An 18,885-nucleotide genomic window follows, 5' to 3' on the forward strand; every position below is an offset into this window, starting at 1 on the left:
CCGCACATCGGGCGGCTGTTTTTTTAATGTTCGTTCACAGCATAAACGCCGGAAAACTGATAGAATGAATAAAGAGTCACTTTGGTAAGGAGGAAAAGCAAAAAATGAACAGATTAGAACGTGTTTCATCTTGGCTGAAAAAAGAAGGACATGATGCGGCGTTTATACATACAAAGGAAAACGTATTTTATTTAACTGATTTTTACACGGATCCGCATGAGCGGTTAATGGGATTGTTCCTGTTTCAGGAACAGGAGCCGTTTTTCGTTTGCCCGGGAATGGAAGCCGGACAAGCCCGAAGCGCCGGGTGGGAGCATGGTATTATCGGCTACGGCGATCACGAAGACCCGTGGGAGCTGATCAAAGCCGAGCTCACAAAACGAAATGTGCGGCTTGATTCCATCGCGGTTGAAAAGGATTCGATCTCTCTTTCCCGCTCAGAACAGCTCAAACAAGCTTCAGGGGGCGCGGCATTTGTTTCGGCAGAAGAAACGCTCAACCAATTCCGTCTCGTAAAAGATGAGAAGGAAATCAGCATTCTCAGGGAAGCGGCAAAACTCGCGGATTACGGAGTTGAAGTCGGTGTCGCGGCGCTTAAAGAGGGTGTGAGTGAAACCGAAGTACTCGCGCAGATTGAGTTTGAGCTGAAGAAAAAAGGCGTGCAGGGCATGTCATTTTCAACGATGGTGCTGTTCGGGGAAAAATCAGGCCAGCCCCATGGAAATCCGGGTGCAGACCGGTTGAAAAAAGGCGATTTCGTTCTGTTTGATCTGGGTGTTATTCTTGACGGCTACTGTTCAGACATTACGAGAACATTCGCATACCAATCAATCAGCCCGAAACAGGAAGAGATTTACGAAACGGTGCTTAAAGCTGAACAGGCGGCGCTTCAATTAAGCAAACCCGGCGTCAGAATCGGCGATCTTGATTTAAAAGCCCGCGGCATTATTGAAAAAGCAGGATACGGAGACTATTTCCCGCACCGCCTCGGCCACGGACTCGGGATTTCGGTTCACGAATATCCATCAATGAGCAGCGCGAACAACACACTCCTCAAAGAAGGCATGGTCTACACGATAGAACCGGGGATTTACGTGCCGGATGTCGGCGGCGTGCGCATTGAAGACGATGTGTTCGTCACAAAAGACGGCGCCGAAGCATTAACGCAGTATCCGAAAGAATTAACGATTCTGAAATAGAAAGCTTTGTGATAAAAAAGGACGGTTCTGGAACGCAGCGTCCTTTTTTATCACCTTTTAAATGAAAAAATCATCAAAATGCTGAAATGGTTTGATGTCATGCTTTTCATTCAGGGGCCGCATGGCAAGGTAACTGCCGCCGATTATGGCCAGACACAAACCGATTAAGCAAAGAATCCCCATCGCTGTTCTTCTCCTTTCAAACGAATAGGCTGTATCTGTTTCTAGCTTACTGTATGAAACGCATTCCAGATCAAGGGAAAAAAAGAAAGGGGGGACGCCATGGCTACGATCAGAGACATTGCCGGCGCTGCCGGGGTTTCCGTTACCACGGTATCAAGAGTGTTAAACGATCATCCTTATGTAAGTAAGGACAAAAGAGAAAGAGTGAAAAAAGCGATGCAATCGCTCGGATATACGCGCAACATTCATGCTGTGCATTTATCCAAAGGTTTTTCCGATATGATCGGCGTGGTGCTTCCGTCGGTGAATCTGCCGTATTTTGCAGACCTTGTTGCAGGTATTGCCGAGGCTGCCGAAGCGTCAGGCGTGCATCTTTCTTTATACCAGACAGATTATCAGGAGCAAAAAGAACGTTTTGCTTTATCACAATTACAGGAGCGCCAAGTGGACGGCCTGATTATCTGCTCCAAAGCAATTCCTGATGAGCATCTGCTTACCGTGAAAGAACCGCTCATCCTCTGCCAGTACACTGATGCGGCGGGGCTTTCCTCCATCAGTAATCCGCATCGGGAAGCATTTCGGCACGGTCTGGATTATCTGATAGAAAAGGGACACCGGAAAATAGCGATCAGCCTGGCCAGAAAAAAGGGAAAAAACAGTCAAGTACGCATTGCCGCATACAAAGAGGCGCTGAAGAAGATCGGGCAGCCTTACAGGGAAGAGCTGGTTGTGGAAAAGGCGCTGACGCTGCTTGACGGGAAAGCCCTTTTTCATAGATGGAAGAGCTGGGATGACAAACCGACTGCGCTGTTTGCAGCGAATGATCAAGTATCCGCAGGTCTTTACCTTGAAGCTAAGGCAAACGGGATACGCATCCCGGAAGAGCTTGCGATTTTGAGCATCGACAATCATGATATCAGCAAGATGTTAGGTATTTCCACAATAGATATACAAACAAAAGAAATGGGAAAGCAGGCTTTTCACATGCTTGAGAACAGGATCAGCGGCGGGCCTCCGGCAAGGAAAGTTCTTGATTACCGCCTTATTGAACGATCAACCGTCTAAAAAAAGAATTGACGCGCTTTCCGTTCGTTTTGTACGATATGAGGTATTGAATGACAAAGGAGCTGAGGATCATGAAGGGGTCCTTTACAGTTGAAAAGGTATTAAATAACAATGTGCTCATCGCAACACATGATAGATACAGTGAGGTCGTCTTAATCGGAAAAGGGATCGGCTTTGGAAAAAAACAAGCGGATGTCATTGAAGATAAAGGGTATGACAAGATGTTCATCTTAAAGGATGAAAAAGAACAAAAACAATTTAAAAAGCTCCTCGGTTATGTGGACGAGACACTTGTCGACATCTCCAATGACGTCATTTATCATATCAAGAAGCGGACAAGCCAACCGTTAAATGAGCATATCCATATTGCGCTGACTGACCATATCGCCTTTGCGGTAAAGCGGCTGCAGCAGGGTTTTGACATTAAAAACCCGTTTCTCATGGAAACCGAAACGCTTTATCCGGAAGAATTTCAAATTGCCCGTGAAGTCGTCGGCATGATTAATGAAAAGACGGGAATCTGCCTTCCGGAAGGAGAGATCGGCTTTATCGCTCTGCATATCCATTCCGCCCTGACGAATCGGCCCCTTTCAGAGGTCAATCAGCATTCACAGCTGATGTCCCGCCTCGTTCAGGTGATTGAGGAATCTTTCCAGATGAAAGTGAATAAAGAAAGCGTCCACTATTTGCGGCTGATCCGGCATATCAGATTTACCATAGACAGGATTAATCGGGAAGAGCAGACAAAAGAACCAGAAAAGTTAATGTTATTATTGAAAAATGAATACCCGCTATGCTACAATACTGCTTGGAAACTGATAAAAATCTTGCAGCAAATACTGAAAAAACCAGTTCATGAGGCGGAAGCGGTTTATCTCACGCTTCATTTGTACCGATTAACCAATAAAATTTCATAATTTCAGTTGAAACCTTAAAAACGTGTCACTGATTCGATCAGGCATGAGTGATTGAGGGTAAAAAAACGGGAAGAACGATCCCGTTATTTTGCACACCCTTTTTACTCATGCCTTTTTTGTTGTGTAAAAGGGCAAATGTAAACGGTTAAACTGAAGACTTGCGCCAGTGAATTCGTTGTCATGAATTTTCGCTGTAAGGTCACACTAGCTAACAGAGGAGGTACATCTTTTATGTTTAAAGCATTATTCGGCGTTCTCCAGAAAATCGGCCGTGCTCTTATGCTTCCGGTTGCGATTTTACCGGCTGCAGGGATCTTGCTTGCGTTAGGGAATGCCATGCAGAACAAAGATATGATTCAAGTCATGCATTTCTTAAGCAATGATAACGTTCAGCTTGTGGCGAACGTCATGGAAAGCGCCGGCCAAATCGTATTTGACAACCTGCCGCTTCTTTTTGCAGTAGGGGTTGCGATCGGTCTTGCCAACGGAGACGGTGTTGCCGGAATCGCGGCTATTATCGGATACTTGGTCATGAACGTATCCATGAGCGCCGTGCTTATGGCAAACGGCAGTATTCCGTCTGACAAAATTGAACGGGCAAAGTTTTTTGCGGAAAACCATCCGGCCTATATTAACATGCTGGGGATACCCACTTTGGCGACGGGCGTGTTCGGCGGTATTATCGTCGGGGTTCTGGCCGCGTTATTGTTCAACAAGTTTTATAAAATTGAACTTCCGCAGTACCTCGGATTCTTTGCGGGTAAGCGGTTCGTCCCGATTATCACATCAATTTCCGCATTAATTCTCGGTCTTATTATGTTAGTGATCTGGCCTCCGATCCAGCACGGTCTGAATTCCTTCTCCACGGGTCTTGTGGAAGCGAATCCAACCTTGGCGGCCTTTATTTTCGGGATGATTGAGCGGTCATTGATTCCGTTCGGTCTTCATCACATTTTCTACTCGCCGTTCTGGTATGAATTTTTCAGCTATAAAGATGCCGCCGGAGACATCATCCGCGGAGATCAGCGGATTTTCATGGCTCAGATCAAAGACGGCGTGCAGCTGACGGCGGGAACATTTATGACGGGGAAATATCCGTTTATGATGTTCGGTCTTCCGGCGGCAGCGCTTGCAATCTATCATGAAGCGAAGCCTGAAAAGAAAAAACTTGTAGCCGGAATCATGGGTTCTGCCGCTCTGACAAGTTTCTTAACGGGAATTACCGAGCCGCTTGAATTCTCATTCTTGTTTGTGGCTCCTATCCTGTTTGCGATTCACTGCGTATTCGCGGGGCTTTCCTTTATGGTCATGCAGCTGCTGCATGTAAAAATCGGTATGACCTTCTCAGGCGGTCTGATTGACTACTTCCTGTTCGGAATTCTGCCTAACCGGACGGCTTGGTGGCTTGTCATTCCGGTCGGCTTAGGATTAGCCGTCATTTACTACTTCGGTTTCCGGTTTGCGATCAGAAAGTTCAATCTGAAAACGCCGGGCCGTGAAGAAGAGGCTGCGGATGAAGGTGCGGGCGCCTCAGGCGAAGCCGGCGACCTTCCTTATGAAATCCTGCAGGCAATGGGTGATCAGGAAAACATTAAGCACCTTGACGCTTGTATCACGAGACTCCGCGTTACGGTCAACGACCAGAAGAAAGTGGATAAGGCCCGTCTGAAACAGCTTGGCGCCTCAGGCGTTCTTGAAGTCGGAAACAACATTCAGGCCATTTTCGGCCCGCGTTCTGACGGTTTAAAAACACAGATGCAGGATATTATTGCCGGACGCACGCCGCGCCCTGAACCGAAAGTATCCGCGCAAGAAGAAGTCAGCCAGCAGGTTGAAGAGGTTATCGCAGATCCGCTCCGAAACGAGCAGGGTGAAGAAGTGTTCGCTTCTCCGATCACCGGCGAAATCCATCCGATTACTGATGTGCCTGACCAGGTGTTCTCAGGAAAAATGATGGGTGACGGTTTTGCGATTCTTCCTGAAGAAGGAATCGTCGTATCGCCTGTCCGCGGAAAAGTGCTGAATGTTTTCCCGACAAAACATGCGATCGGCCTTCAGTCTGACGGCGGAAGAGAGATCCTGATTCATTTCGGAATCGACACAGTCAGCCTGAAAGGTGAAGGATTCACTTCTTTTGTTTCTGAGGGTGACCGGGTTGAACCGGGGCAAAAACTGCTTGAAGTTGATCTTGAAGCGGTTAAACCTCATGTTCCTTCATTAATGACACCGATTGTCTTTACAAATCTTGCCGAGGGTGAAGCGATTTCCCTTTCGGCCGAAGGTACCGTAAAACGGGAACAAAAAGATATTGTGAAAATCGGAAAATAAGCATATAAATACGCCGTGCTTGTCAGATGACAAGTACGGCTGTATGATATAATATTGTGTAGTAAAATAGCTTTAATTTAAAGGAGAATGATAATCATGGCACAAAAAACATTTAAAGTAACAGCAGATTCCGGAATCCACGCTCGTCCTGCGACAGTTCTTGTACAGACTGCAAGCAAATACGATGCTGACGTAAACTTAGAATATAACGGCAAAACAGTAAACCTTAAGTCAATCATGGGCGTTATGTCTCTAGGTATCGCTAAAGGCGCTGAAATCACAATTTCCGCTTCAGGCGCTGACGAAAACGATGCTCTTAACGCTTTAGAAGAAACAATGAAAAGCGAAGGACTCGGCGAGTAATGCAAGAATTAAAAGGAATAGGCGCTTCAGCCGGAATTGCGATTGCGAAAGCATACCGGCTTGAAGAGCCGGACTTAACGGTTGAAAAGAAAAACATTGCTGATGCTGCGGCTGAAGTAAGCCGTTTTGATGAAGCGATTGTACGTTCTAAAGAAGAGCTTGAAAAAATTAAAGAGCATGCTTTAAAAGAACTGGGACAAGACAAAGCTGACATTTTCTCCGCGCACCTTTTAGTTCTGAGTGATCCTGAGCTGTTGAACCCGGTAAAGGAGAAAATCAGCACAGATTCAGTCAATGCTGAATTCGCTCTGAAAGAAACAGCTTCCATGTTCGTTACTATGTTTGAATCAATGGATAACGAGTACATGAAAGAGCGTGCGGCGGATATCCGTGACGTAACAAAACGTGTGACGGGGCACCTGCTGGGCGTGGAAATTCCGAACCCGAGCATGATCTCAGAAGAGGTTGTTATCGTGGCTGAAGATTTGACACCGTCTGATACGGCGCAATTAAACCGCCAGTTTGTAAAAGGTTTTACAACTGATATCGGCGGACGCACTTCACACTCCGCGATCATGGCCCGTTCGCTTGAAATTCCGGCTGTTGTCGGCACAAAAGCGGCTACAGGGACAATTGAAAACGGTGTTACGGTAATCGTAGACGGCATCGATGGTGATGTGATCATCGATCCTTCCAGTGAAACGTTAAAGAAATATGAAGAAAAGCACAGTGCTTACCTGGCGCAAAAAGCTGAGTGGGCGAAGCTCGTCAATGAACCGACTGTTTCTAAAGACGGCCATCATGTAGAGCTTGCCGCAAACATCGGCACCCCGGATGATGTAAAAGGCGTTCTTGAAAACGGAGGAGAAGCTGTAGGGCTTTACCGTACGGAATTCCTTTACATGGGACGCGACCAGCTTCCGACGGAAGAGGAGCAGTTTGACGCTTATAAAACGGTTCTTGAGCGTATGGAAGGAAAATCAGTTGTCGTGCGGACATTGGATATCGGCGGCGACAAAGAGCTTCCATACCTGCAGCTCCCTAAAGAAATGAACCCGTTCTTAGGCTACAGAGCCATCCGCCTTTGCCTTGAAGAGCAAGAAATCTTCAGAACTCAGCTTCGTGCGCTGCTTCGTGCAAGTACATACGGAAACTTAAAAATCATGTTCCCGATGATTGCGACAGTAAACGAGTTTAAACAGGCGAAAGCGATTCTTCTCGAAGAAAAAGAAAAACTCGTTGAAGCCGGCGTAGCGGTTTCTGACGATATTGAAGTCGGTATGATGGTAGAGATTCCGTCTACAGCCGTTATCGCAGATCAGTTTGCCACAGAAGTTGACTTCTTCAGTATCGGAACAAATGACTTGATCCAATACACGATGGCTGCTGACCGCATGAACGAGCGCGTAGCTTATCTGTATCAGCCATACAATCCGGCGATCCTTCGTCTGGTCACCCTTGTTATTGAAGCTGCTCACAAAGAGGGCAAATGGGTCGGCATGTGCGGAGAAATGGCGGGAGACGAAATTGCGATTCCGATTCTTCTCGGCTTAGGCTTAGATGAGTTCTCAATGAGCGCTACATCCATCCTTCCGGCAAGAACGCAGATCAGCAAGCTTTCTAAAAAAGAAGCTGAATCATTCAAAGAAACAATCTTGTCTATGAGCACGACAGAAGAGGTTGTCGCATTCGTTAAAGAAACATTCAATAAGTAATACAAAAGCCAGACGGTGTAAGCCGTCTGGTTTTTTTCATATTCGGAAAAAAGGGGGGAACAATAACTTTCAACAGGAGGGATTATTATGACAAAATCATTTGCAGCGGGGGATACGGTCTATGTGATTTACCGCAATCCGCATGCCGCCAATGTTGCCCATATTAAAGAGGCGGAGATCGTCCATCACCCGTATCATGAGGGAGAACTTTCTCTGTTTTTATACGAAACCTATCATCCGCTGGCCGAAGATGACGCGGTCTTTTCGACATATGAGGAAGCGGAAGCGCTTTACAGCGAGCTTTTTGAAGAAGACCGGTATCATTGATCAAAGGAAATGTTTACAACGCATATTCACTCTCTTTTGGACGGAAAGTAACAACATGAGAATATGTAAAGGGAGTGTCTGTCTATGCTGAAGCCGTTTGTTCCCCAGCTTGTTTATATAGAACCGAGAGCGCTCGAATACCCGTTAGGACAAGAGCTGAAAAATAAGTTTGAAAACATGGGGCTTGAGATCAGAGAAACGACATCGCATAATCAAGTCCGGAATATTCCGGGAAAAAATCACTTGCAGCAATACCGGAACGCGAAATCAACATTGGTAATCGGCGTCCGGAAAACACTGAAATTCGATTCTTCAAAGCCGTCCGCCGAATATGCCATTCCATTTGCGACGGGCTGTATGGGGCATTGCCACTATTGCTACCTGCAGACGACGATGGGGTCAAAGCCTTACATCCGGACATATGTCAATGTGGAAGAGATTCTGGATCAGGCTGATGAGTATATGAAAGAACGGGCGCCGGAATTTACAAGATTTGAAGCCTCTTGTACGTCTGATATCGTAGGAATCGATCATCTGACACATACATTAAAAAGAGCCATTGAACATTTCGGACAAAGCGAATTGGGACAGCTCAGATTCGTGACTAAATTTCACCACGTCGATCATTTGCTTGATGCAAAACATAACGGAAAGACTAGGTTCAGATTCAGCATCAATGCGGACTATGTCATTAAAAACTTTGAACCGGGAACTTCTCCGCTCGACAAACGGATAGAAGCCGCCGTCAAAGTCGCTAAAGCGGGCTATCCGCTCGGTTTCATCGTGGCGCCGATTTATATTCACGATGGCTGGGAGGAAGGCTATAAGGAACTGTTTGAGAAACTTGACGCGGCGCTTGATGAAGGCGTTCGGCATGACATCACATTTGAACTGATCCAGCACCGTTTTACAAAACCGGCCAAACGGGTGATTGAGAAGAACTATCCGAAAACAAAGCTTGAGCTTGATGAAGAAAAGCGCAGATACAAATGGGGACGCTACGGAATCGGCAAGTATATATACCAAAAAGACGAAGAGCATGCTTTAAGGGAAACACTGGAGTCTTATATCGAAACCTATTTCCCGAAAGCGAAAATCGAATATTTTACGTAAGGCGGAGCTGTCGGCATGACGGCTCTTTTTTTGCTGCGCCAAATGGCGGAAATTTTTGATATTTATTTCAAGGTTTATTCATTTTCTTGGCCGAAAGACCGATATAACTCTCAGGAGGGGATGGTTATGTTTAAAAAAATGCATATCAAAATTGCTGTGTTTGTCTCGGCAATGCTTATTGTAACGGTTGCTTTTTTAACGGTTTCTTCATATTTGACATTAAAGCCGATGATGACGGAGGAAGCAAAACGTACGACAGAGAATGTCACCAATTCACTCGGTCAGAACATTGAGCTTCAGCTGAAAAATGATGAGACCGTATTAATGAGATTAGCAGGCGGTGAATTGTCCCGGTCTTTTCTATCAGATGGGAAGAAAGAAACCGCGCGGCTTTTTAACGATGAGTTAAAACAGATCGGACAGAATGACAAATATGTCGCGCTTGCGTATGTCGGAACCGCAAACAAACAAATGTTTACATATCCAAAGGCCGATTTTGCCAAAGACTATGATCCGACAAATCGAACGTGGTATAAGATGGCGGCCGAAAAACCCGATAAAGTTGTCTGGACTGACCCTTATAAAGATGCAGTGACGGGAGACATGATTGTGACGGCGTCAAAAGCCATTCAAAACAGCGGAACCGTCGTCGGAGTGGCGAGCTTAGATCTGAAGCTGTCCTCCATTCAGAGCATGGTCAACGAGCAAAAGGTTCCATATAAAGGATTTGCGTTTTTGGCGGATGAAAACGGTTCTCTGCTGGCGCATCCGGAAAAACAGGGGAAAAATATTTCGGAAGATCAGACGTTAAAAGACATCACTACGGACAAAGAAGGCATCAAAGAGCTGCAGGGGAACATGGTCGTCTACCAAACGGTAAAAGAAACAGGGTGGAAAGTCGGAACGCAGTTTGAAAAAGATCAGCTGATGGGAGTAGCCGACAAAATGAACACGGTGAGCATTTTTATGTCACTGATCGCCCTTGTGATTACGATCGGACTCAGCTATTTCCTAGCAAAAACGATAACCGGGCCGATTCAGCAGCTGATCGCAAAAACAAATTCAGTCTCAGCGGGAGATTTAACCGTCCGCGCTCAGACGAAATCAAAAGATGAAGTAGGCGAGTTAACAAAAGACTTTAACCAAATGGTTGAAAATATGAAAGAGATGGTCGAACAGGTCAAGGCCTCCTCAGAAAATGTGTCTGATACATCTGACCAGCTAACCGTCATCTCACAGGAGACAAATGAAACGAGCGGACAAATCGCAAAAGCGATAGAGGAAGTCGCCGCCGGAGCGACAGAGCAAGCGTCAGAGGTTGAGACGATCAACGAAAAATCGGAAAATCTCTCAGTCAAAATAAAAGGAATCGCAGATCGCGCAGGCAGCATAAAACAACTCTCAAAGTCTTCAGAGGATGCCAGCTACAAAGGACTGGACGCGCTCGGGCAGCTGCTGATGAAGTCAAACGAAGCCAATTCAGAAACGAAAAAAGTAGAGGCAATGCTGAATGACCTGGAAGAACAAACGAAAAACATAGAAGAAGTCGTGACGGCAATATCCGCTATTTCAGACCAGACGAATCTCTTGGCGCTGAATGCGAGCATAGAAGCCGCAAGAGCGGGAGAAAGCGGACGGGGCTTTGCCGTCGTCGCTGAAGAAGTCCGCAAGCTTGCTGAACAATCAGCTCTTTCTTCCGGCCATATCAGTGAGACGGTCCGTCTGATTCAATCTGAGACAAAAGAAGCGTCACACGCGATGATTGAGGCGAGCAGAATGAATGATGAACAAAACAGCGCCATTCATGAAACGGGTGAGGTTCTCAATCTGATCACGACGGAAATGCAGTCTCTCGTTCAAGGTATAGATCATATTTACAATGACATTCAAAAAATGAGTGAAGAACAAGCCGCGATTCAAGAAGCGATTCAAAGCATCTCCGCCATTTCTCAAGAATCAGCGGCAGCCGCGGAAGAAGTGAATGCTTCTACTGATGAACAGCTCGTTACGCTTGAAAAAGTGAAGCAATCGACTGATATGTTAAAGAGCGCAAGCGAAGATCTGATCAGCGCCATTTCTAAATTCACCTTGTAACGCGGACTCTATCAGCCTATAATATGGTAATATAGACATGAAAGAGTGATATATGAATCGCATCAGGGGAGGAAAGCGCAGTGAACAAAACGGTCGGATTTATCGGTTTAGGCGTCATGGGAAACAGTATGGCATCGCACATTTTAGAAGCGGGCTATCCTGTTTTAGTCTACACGCGGACGAAACAAAAAGCGGAAGAGATTCTGAATAAGGGAGCGGTCTGGCAGGAGACGGTCAAAGACCTTTCAGAGAAAGCTGACATCATTATTACCATGGTCGGCTATCCGAGTGATGTCGAGGAAATCTATCTCGGCGAAAACGGCATTCTCCGGCACGCAAAAGAAGGGGCGTTTGTCATTGATATGACGACATCAAAACCATCTCTGGCGAAGAAAATAGCGGAGAAAGCCAAAGAAAAGTCCATTCACGCCCTGGATGCACCCGTTTCCGGCGGAGACATCGGCGCGAGGAACGGAACGCTTGCCATTATGGCCGGAGGAGAAAAAGAAGCGTTTGAAGCATGCCTGCCGCTTTTCTCCGTTATGGGGGAAAACATTCAGTATCAAGGGCCGGCTGGCAGCGGCCAGCATACGAAAATGTGCAATCAGATCGCGATTGCAGCGGGAATGGTCGGAGTGGCTGAAGCGATGGCTTACGCTGAAAAATCCGGTCTGAACCCGGAACAAGTGCTGAAAAGCATTACAACCGGAGCGGCTGGCAGCTGGTCATTGTCAAATCTCGCCCCCCGTATGCTGAAAGGCGATTTTGCACCAGGATTCTACGTGAAACACTTTATTAAAGACATGGGAATTGCTCTTGAAGAAGCGGAGCTCATGGGAGAAGAGATGCCCGGATTGGCGCTCGCCAAATCATTATACGACAAGCTTTCCGCGCAAGGTGAAGAAAACAGCGGAACTCAAAGCATTTATAAGCTTTGGGTGAAATAAAAAAGATTGCCCGCAGGGGCAATCTTTTTTATTATTTATTTTCCGATAAATTGCTGTGTCCAGATGTTTCCTGATTCTACATAACCGACACCGATTTGAGTGAACTCAGGATTCATGATGTTCTTTCTGTGGCCTTCACTGTTCATCCAAGCTTTAACGACAGCTTCAGGAGTCGGCTGTCCTTTGGCGATATTTTCACCGGCGGTTTTATAAGTGATTCCGAAAGACTTCATCATATCGAAAGGTGAGCCGTAAGTAGGACTTTGGTGATCAAAATAGTTTTTGTCTTTCATATCTTGTGATTTTGCGTGAGCGGATTTGCTTAATTTTTCATCAATCTGCAGAGGTTTTAAGCCTTGCTTTTGTCTCTCTGCATTTGTCAATTCAACGACTTTCTTTTCGTACGCACTGACAGATGAAGGAGTTTTCTCGCTGCTGTTGTTTGTGTTATCTGTCTGCTTTGCATTGTCAGCCGTCTGGTTTTGATCGGCTTTCGGTTTTTCGGCAGCTGTCGGAGCCGTTTTTGCCGGTGTTTCTTTTTGAACGTCTTTAACTGTCATATCAGAATGCTTTGCGTGTTTTTGCAGCAGCTGAGTCAGTTCTTTCTCATTTTTAACGTTCAGCTTTTTCACGCTCGTTTTCATATGTAGTTTTTCAACAGCCTCTTGAAGAGTCAGATGCTGTACGGTGTTTCCTTTTTTCACAGTAACGACGTGCTGGCATGACAGCTCTTTGGCAGATGCCTGCTGAATGCCTCCGAATGTAATCAAACTGACTGCCGCGGCGGCAGATAAGAGAAATGCTTTTTTCATAAGTTTATAGCCTCCCAGAGAAGTTGTTTTTTTCTACATGAAAAATCTTATCACAGCTTTTTTGTCATAATGCAGGCAGCCATTTCCTTTGACAACAAACTCTTGTCATAATTGTAATTGAGCGCAGAAAAACGGCTCTATACCGGGAAAAACGATCTGTATTTATTTTTTAAAATCCGTTACATCTCTTCAAATTATTTGAAGTGTTAGATATATTTTAAGATAATTTGATCTTGACAGTTTTTTTTACCCGTTTTCGCTGTAACAACTTTTACAAAAATGTTACAATTAAAATCTGTTTATGTAAATATATTCAATGATTTGAGAGGTGTAACAGAAAGTGGCTGAAGTCGCGCGCGAACCAAAGAAAAAAACGAAACGTTACAGAGCGCTGAGAATGAATCTCTATTTTTTGATTGTTTTTCTTCTCTTTACGGCACTGATTTTTAAACTCGGCATCGTCCAGATTGTCGAAGGGGATAAACACCGCCAGGATGCGGAGAAGGCAAATGCAAAAACCGCCTATTATCCGACACCGCGGGGAAAGATGTATGACAAGCGGAACAGGGTGGCGGTTGATAACCAGGCTGTGCCTGAAATTGTATATGTATCCACCTCAAAAACCTCGGCAAAGGACAAATTGAAAACGGCAAAAAATCTCGCCGCACTGATTCATATTGATACTGAATTTATGAAGGATCGAAATATCATTGATTACTGGCTTGCTGCACATCCGAAGAAGGCGGAAAAGCTTATGAAGGATTCAGAAAACAGCCTGAAATCCCAAGAAGTGTACAAACGCCAGATTGAACGCGTCCCGAAGCAGGAGATTGATGCGATCAAAAAAGATAAAAAAGAGCTGGAAATCGCGGCGATTTATACGCGTTTTTCAAGCGGCAACGCTTATCAGCCGCAAGTCGTCAAATCAATGGACCCGAATAAGCTGAACGGAAACGGAAACAGCGGTTCACTGCTTGACGAGCATGAAAACAACAAGCAAAAACCGAAAAGCGACCTGACATATGAAGAAGTTTCCGTCGTATCTGAGCACCTGAAAGAGCTCCCCGGCATTGACGTAATCAATGACTGGACGCGGAAATATCCGTACGACAAAACACTGTACTCTCTGTTCGGCGGTGTGACGACACCGGAACAGGGATTGTTGGGCGAACGGAAAGATTACTATGTCACAAGAGGCTATTCACTGAATGACCGAGTGGGAAAAAGCTACATCGAATATCAGTATGAAGACTATTTAAACGCGCATAAAGAAAAAGTAGAGTATGTGGAAAACAGCAAAGGTGAGGTCGTCAGCCAAAAGCCCGTCGATGAAGGCAGCAGAGGCTACGATCTGCAGCTCTCGCTCGATATGGAACTACAGTCGAAAGTCGAAAAAGTCATTGAAAAAGAGCTGAGAAGAAGCCGAGCCGCAGGCAACTATATGGTTGACAGAGGATTTGCCGTCATGATGGACCCGAACAACGGGGACATTCTCTCAATGGCGGGGAAACGAATCGATCTCGAAACAAATAAAACACAGGATTTTGCGATCGGAGCATTTACGACCCAATATGAGATGGGCTCTTCTGTTAAAGGAGCGACTGTTCTTGCAGGTTACCAAAGCGGCCTCCCGCATTATAAAACGTTTGTCGACGCACCGCTTAAGTTTAAAGACGGCACGGAAAAGCAATCGTGGACACAAATGGGGACCATTACTGAGCTGACCGCGCTGCAAAGAAGTTCAAACATATATATGTTTCATGTGGCCATGCATATCGCGGGCATTACTTACGTTCCGCACGGCACGCTGCCGGCCGGATTAGATGATATTAAAAAAATGCGCAACTACTACGCTCAATTCGGTTTGGGTGTGAAGACCGGGATTGATCTTCCCCAGGAATCAGCGGGCATGCAGTCAAATCCGCAAATGGTCGGGGGATTGCTGCTTGACTTTGCGATCGGACAATTTGATACATATACGCCGCTTCAAATGGCTCAATATATTTCAGCCATCGCAAACGGCGGGTATCGCGTCCAGCCGCGGATCGTCACAAGCATTCATGAACCGGACAGCAAAAATAAGATTGGAAAAGCGATTGAACAGCGGGATATTAAAATTTTAAACAAAGTAAATAACAGTCCGAGCGATTTTGACCAAGTTCATAAAGGAATGAAATTGGTCACAAGCTCACCTCAAGGAACGGCTTATTCAACATTCCAAGGTTCCGGCGCTGATGTTTCCGGAAAAACGGGAACCGCGGAGACGCACTATTACGGCACGAACAAAAACTGGTGGGGGAAGTACACGTATAACCTGACCTTTGTCGGCTATTATCCGTCAGAACATCCAAGAGTGGCATTCAGCGTCGTCGTTCCGTCTGTTGGAAATGATAAAGATCATGTAAGCAAAAACATTGCTAAGGGAGCAATTGACGCTTACAAAGAACTTGAAAAGAAATACAATAAAAAATAACAAAAGAAAGGGCGGCCGAACATATCGTGCGCCCTTTCTTTCATTCAGGAAAATTGACGTTCACAATAAGAATAGAAGGAGAATGCTCATTTTTTAGCGAATCAATCTAGTGGAATTTCTTTTTATACCAGTCCGTGGCCAGCCTGCAGTGCGAGTATAATGCAAAGGAGGGATTCTGTGGAACAGGATACTCAGCATGTCAAACAGTTTCAATCGAAAACCGATCTTCATGCCGTTTTGACGTCTAACGGGCGTATTATGTATATTTCTGCAAACTGCAAATCGTACTTCAGTTATTCTCAGGAAGAGATGATTGGGTCATTTCTCAAAACGTTCCTGCATGAAGAAGATCAATTTTTGGTTGAAAGTTACTTCTATAATGAGCATCATTTGATGCCTTGCACCTTTCGTCTTATTAAAAAAGATCATACCATCGTATGGCTTGAAGCGGGTGTGGAAATTGTCACACCGCAAATGGAGGGGACGGATCGGGAAATCATCCTCAAAATCAAGGTGCTTGAGGAGAAGACGCCCCGCCGGCCTTATATGTATGAACAAAAGAAGCAAAAGGCAGAACAACAGTCGGAAGATGCGGCTGGAAACGGCGAATTCGAGCGTCTTGTCGAAATGCTGCCGAATCCTTTATATGTCAGCATCAACGGCACAATCGCATACGCCAACAACGCGATGCTTGCCATGCTGGGAGCCGAAAGCAAAGACGAGGTAATCGGCAGGCGCTCTTATGAGTTTATTGAAGAAGAGTATCACGACATTGTGAAAAACCGAATTGTGCGGATGCAAAAAGGAATGGAAGTCGGAATGATCGAACAGACGTGGAGAAGGCTCGACGGCACGCCCGTTCATTTAGAAGTAAAGGCGGCACCGACGACATATAAAAATCAGCGGGCGGAATTGCTGCTTCTGATTGATATTTCTTCACGGAAAAAATTCCAAACGATTCTGCAAAAAAGCAGAGAGCGTTATCAGCTCCTCATTCAGAATTCAATTGATACGATCGCCGTGATTCACAATGATAAATGGGTATTCATGAATGAGTCGGGCATTTCGCTGTTTGAGGCTGAAACATATGAAGATTTAATCGGGAAAAACGTCTATGATCAGCTTCATCCCTGTGATCATGACGGCGTGAAACAGCGGATCCAAAATATTATCAACCGAAAGACCGAGTCAGAAATTATTAAGCAATCGTGGTTTACCTTTAAAAACCGGCTGATCTACACGGAAATGGTCTGCATTCCGACGACGTTTTTCGGAGAAACGGCCGTGCAGGTCATTCTGCGTGACATTTCTGAGCGGAAGCAGACGGAGGAATTAATGCTGAAGTCGGAAAAGCTGTCTATCGCAGGGCAGCTGGCGGCGGGAATCGCTCACGAAATCCGCAATCCGCTGACGGCGATCAAAGGATTTTTACAGCTCATGAAGCCGACGATGGGGGAAAACGAACATTACTTTGAAATTGTGTTTTCTGAACTGAGCAGAATCGAATTAATTTTAAGTGAGCTTTTAATGCTTGCCAAACCTCAGCAAAACGCCGTGAAAGAGCGTGTAAACTTAAAGAAAATTATAAGTGAAGTGACCGCTCTTTTAGAGACGCAGGCGAATCTTAAAGGGATTTTTATCAAAACGGATTACGAACATGACAGCATGTATATTAACGGTGATCAAAATCAGCTGAAACAGGTGTTTATCAATCTGATTAAAAATGCCGTTGAGTCGATGCCGGATGGGGGAACGGTTCACATCATCATGACAGAAGATGAGTATTCCGTTAATGTGACGGTGAAAGACGAGGGTGACGGGATACCGGAAAACGTGCTGAAACGAATAGGCGAACCGTTTTTGACAACGAAAGAAAAAGGAACCGGCCTGGGGCTGATGGTCACATTCAACCTTATTAAAAACCACCAGGGAGCCATCCAAGTAGACAGCAAACCGGATAGAGGCACGGCCTTTCACATTACATTCCCGAAACAATAAAAAAACAACGGCGTTATGCCGTTGTTTAAATAGTCTGCATGGATTCTCTCGTTTTTAAAATAAATGCTTCCAGCCGGTCCAAGCCTTCTCTCAATGTATCCAGTGAATATGCGAATGACAGCCTCACATACCCTTCACCCAATTTTGAAAACGAGCTGCCGGGCACTAGAGCCACACCTGCATCCTCTAAAAGAGCCATACTAAAATCAAACGATGACATTCCGAATGACTTAATGGAAGGGAAGATATAAAATGCGCCTGACGGCTTTACGACGTCAAGCCCCATTGAAACAAGACGGTCATATACATAGTCAAGCCGCTTTTTATACTGTTCTCTCATAATAAGCGCATCATCAACACCGTTTGTCACCGCTTCAAGAGCCGCTTTCTGAGAGATTGAAGACGCGCATGTCACACTGTATTGGTGAACTTTTAAGATGTGCTTGGCAATTTCTTTCGGTGCGAAAATGAAACCGATTCTCCAGCCCGTCATGCTGTGTGATTTTGACAGGCCGTTGATGACGATCGTCTGGTCTCTCAAATAAGACGCGATCGAATAATGCGGTCTGTCATAGGTTAATTCGCTGTAAATCTCATCAGACAGGACAAAAACATTTCTGCCCTTCAGGACGGCTGCGATGTTTTGCAGCTCTTCCTCAGACAATGTCACTCCGGTCGGGTTTGACGGATAAGGAAGAATGACGCATTTTGTTTTTGGTGTCAGCGATTCTTCAATGAGCCGCGCCGTCAGCTTAAATCCGTGTGTCGTCGTATCCACATGGACCGGAACGGCGCCCGACATGCGAATGATCGGTTCGTAGCCCGGATATATCGGTCCGGGGAGAATAACTTCATCGCCCGGAGATAAAATCGTCCGCAAAGACGCGTCAATCGCTTGGCTTGCCCCGGTTGTGACGATGATTTCAGTTTCAGCTTCATAATTCAAGTCAGCTTTTTTCTTCATATAAAGCTGTACGGCCTGTCTCAGCTCAAGGCCGCCCGCGTTCGGAGTATACGCCGTTGCGTTCTCGTCGATTGCCTTTTTGGCAGCCGCTTTGACATGGTGCGGCGTGAAGAAATCCGGCTGGCCGATCGTAAGCGAAATGACATTGTCGTGCTGAGCTACAAGATTTGAGAATTTGCGAATTCCTGAAATTTCAATTTCTTTTACATTCGGATTAAGCAAATGTTCCATAATTCATCACCTTATACTATATATTGAGTTTATCCTATTTTACCACTAGCTGAGCATTTGTCATCTTTTTATTGAACTATCCCGAGTATATGTCCGATATGTGAAAACATACCTTCTTTCAGAAAAAAATAAGACAACCAGCTGAAATGATTGTCT

Annotated in this window: 15 protein-coding genes; 12 read left to right on the forward strand and 3 right to left on the reverse strand. The window is 45.5% G+C overall.

What is annotated here, in order from left to right:
* The first annotated feature begins 104 nt into the window (after positions 1-104).
* A complete protein-coding gene (locus NYE38_RS07135) occupies positions 105-1,199 on the forward strand; it encodes a Xaa-Pro peptidase family protein (protein ID WP_017417665.1) in 1,095 nt (364 codons plus the stop codon).
* A 57-nt stretch (positions 1,200-1,256) separates the two neighbouring features.
* Here NYE38_RS07135 and NYE38_RS07140 read toward each other — a convergent pair whose 3' ends face one another.
* Positions 1,257-1,382, reverse strand: coding sequence for a hypothetical protein (locus tag NYE38_RS07140; protein WP_017417666.1), 126 nt, complete (start codon positions 1,380-1,382; stop codon positions 1,257-1,259).
* 99 nt (positions 1,383-1,481) lie between these two features.
* On the opposite strand from NYE38_RS07140, the gene NYE38_RS07145 reads away from it, so the two are divergent.
* The 9 genes from NYE38_RS07145 to NYE38_RS07185 all read left to right on the forward strand — a co-directional run bounded on the left by NYE38_RS07145 (position 1,482) and on the right by NYE38_RS07185 (position 12,251).
* Complete coding sequence (locus NYE38_RS07145; RefSeq protein WP_017417667.1) at positions 1,482-2,447, forward strand: LacI family DNA-binding transcriptional regulator; 966 nt, start codon at positions 1,482-1,484, stop codon at positions 2,445-2,447.
* Positions 2,448-2,497: 50 nt separating this feature from the next.
* Positions 2,498-3,364, forward strand: a complete 867-nt coding sequence (glcT, locus tag NYE38_RS07150; protein ID WP_012117426.1) for a ptsGHI operon transcription antiterminator GlcT — start codon at positions 2,498-2,500, stop codon at positions 3,362-3,364.
* Positions 3,365-3,595: 231 nt separating this feature from the next.
* Positions 3,596-5,692, forward strand: coding sequence for a glucose-specific PTS transporter subunit IIBC (gene ptsG / locus NYE38_RS07155; RefSeq protein WP_007409599.1), 2,097 nt, complete (start codon positions 3,596-3,598; stop codon positions 5,690-5,692).
* Positions 5,693-5,788: 96 nt separating this feature from the next.
* Entirely contained in the window at positions 5,789-6,055 is a 267-nt protein-coding gene (locus tag NYE38_RS07160; protein ID WP_003154654.1) for a phosphocarrier protein HPr, read from the forward strand.
* Positions 6,055-7,770 (forward strand): phosphoenolpyruvate--protein phosphotransferase, encoded by a 1,716-nt coding sequence (gene ptsP / locus NYE38_RS07165; RefSeq protein ID WP_017417668.1) that lies wholly within the window; start codon positions 6,055-6,057, stop codon positions 7,768-7,770. The genes NYE38_RS07160 and ptsP overlap by 1 nt, the downstream gene beginning before the upstream one ends.
* Positions 7,771-7,857: 87 nt before the next feature.
* Positions 7,858-8,097, forward strand: coding sequence for a transcriptional regulator SplA domain-containing protein (locus NYE38_RS07170; protein WP_003154646.1), 240 nt, complete (start codon positions 7,858-7,860; stop codon positions 8,095-8,097).
* Between the two features lie 84 nt (positions 8,098-8,181).
* Entirely contained in the window at positions 8,182-9,210 is a 1,029-nt protein-coding gene (gene splB / locus NYE38_RS07175) for a spore photoproduct lyase (protein ID WP_017417669.1), read from the forward strand.
* A 126-nt stretch (positions 9,211-9,336) separates the two neighbouring features.
* Positions 9,337-11,304, forward strand: a complete 1,968-nt coding sequence (locus NYE38_RS07180) for a methyl-accepting chemotaxis protein (RefSeq protein ID WP_063636805.1) — start codon at positions 9,337-9,339, stop codon at positions 11,302-11,304.
* An 80-nt stretch (positions 11,305-11,384) separates the two neighbouring features.
* Entirely contained in the window at positions 11,385-12,251 is an 867-nt protein-coding gene (locus NYE38_RS07185) for an NAD(P)-dependent oxidoreductase (RefSeq protein WP_003154640.1), read from the forward strand.
* A 35-nt stretch (positions 12,252-12,286) separates the two neighbouring features.
* Here the strand turns inward: NYE38_RS07185 and NYE38_RS07190 are convergent, their stop codons facing one another.
* A complete protein-coding gene (locus tag NYE38_RS07190; RefSeq protein WP_017417671.1) occupies positions 12,287-13,063 on the reverse strand; it encodes a CAP domain-containing protein in 777 nt (258 codons plus the stop codon).
* Positions 13,064-13,403: 340 nt separating this feature from the next.
* Here NYE38_RS07190 and NYE38_RS07195 point away from each other — a divergent pair, with 340 nt between their 5' ends.
* Together NYE38_RS07195 and NYE38_RS07200 are read left to right on the forward strand one after the other, a co-directional pair.
* Complete coding sequence (locus NYE38_RS07195) at positions 13,404-15,536, forward strand: penicillin-binding protein 2 (RefSeq protein ID WP_017417672.1); 2,133 nt, start codon at positions 13,404-13,406, stop codon at positions 15,534-15,536.
* Between the two features lie 177 nt (positions 15,537-15,713).
* A complete protein-coding gene (locus tag NYE38_RS07200) occupies positions 15,714-17,534 on the forward strand; it encodes a PAS domain-containing protein (RefSeq protein ID WP_017417673.1) in 1,821 nt (606 codons plus the stop codon).
* Between the two features lie 25 nt (positions 17,535-17,559).
* Here the strand turns inward: NYE38_RS07200 and NYE38_RS07205 are convergent, their stop codons facing one another.
* Positions 17,560-18,729: an aminotransferase A gene (locus NYE38_RS07205; RefSeq protein WP_007611083.1), complete on the reverse strand. Its 1,170-nt coding sequence runs from the start codon at positions 18,727-18,729 to the stop codon at positions 17,560-17,562.
* Between the last annotated feature and the right edge of the window lie 156 nt (positions 18,730-18,885).

This window comes from Bacillus sp. EU63, assembly GCF_038592915.1.
Lineage (GTDB): Bacteria > Bacillota > Bacilli > Bacillales > Bacillaceae > Bacillus > Bacillus velezensis.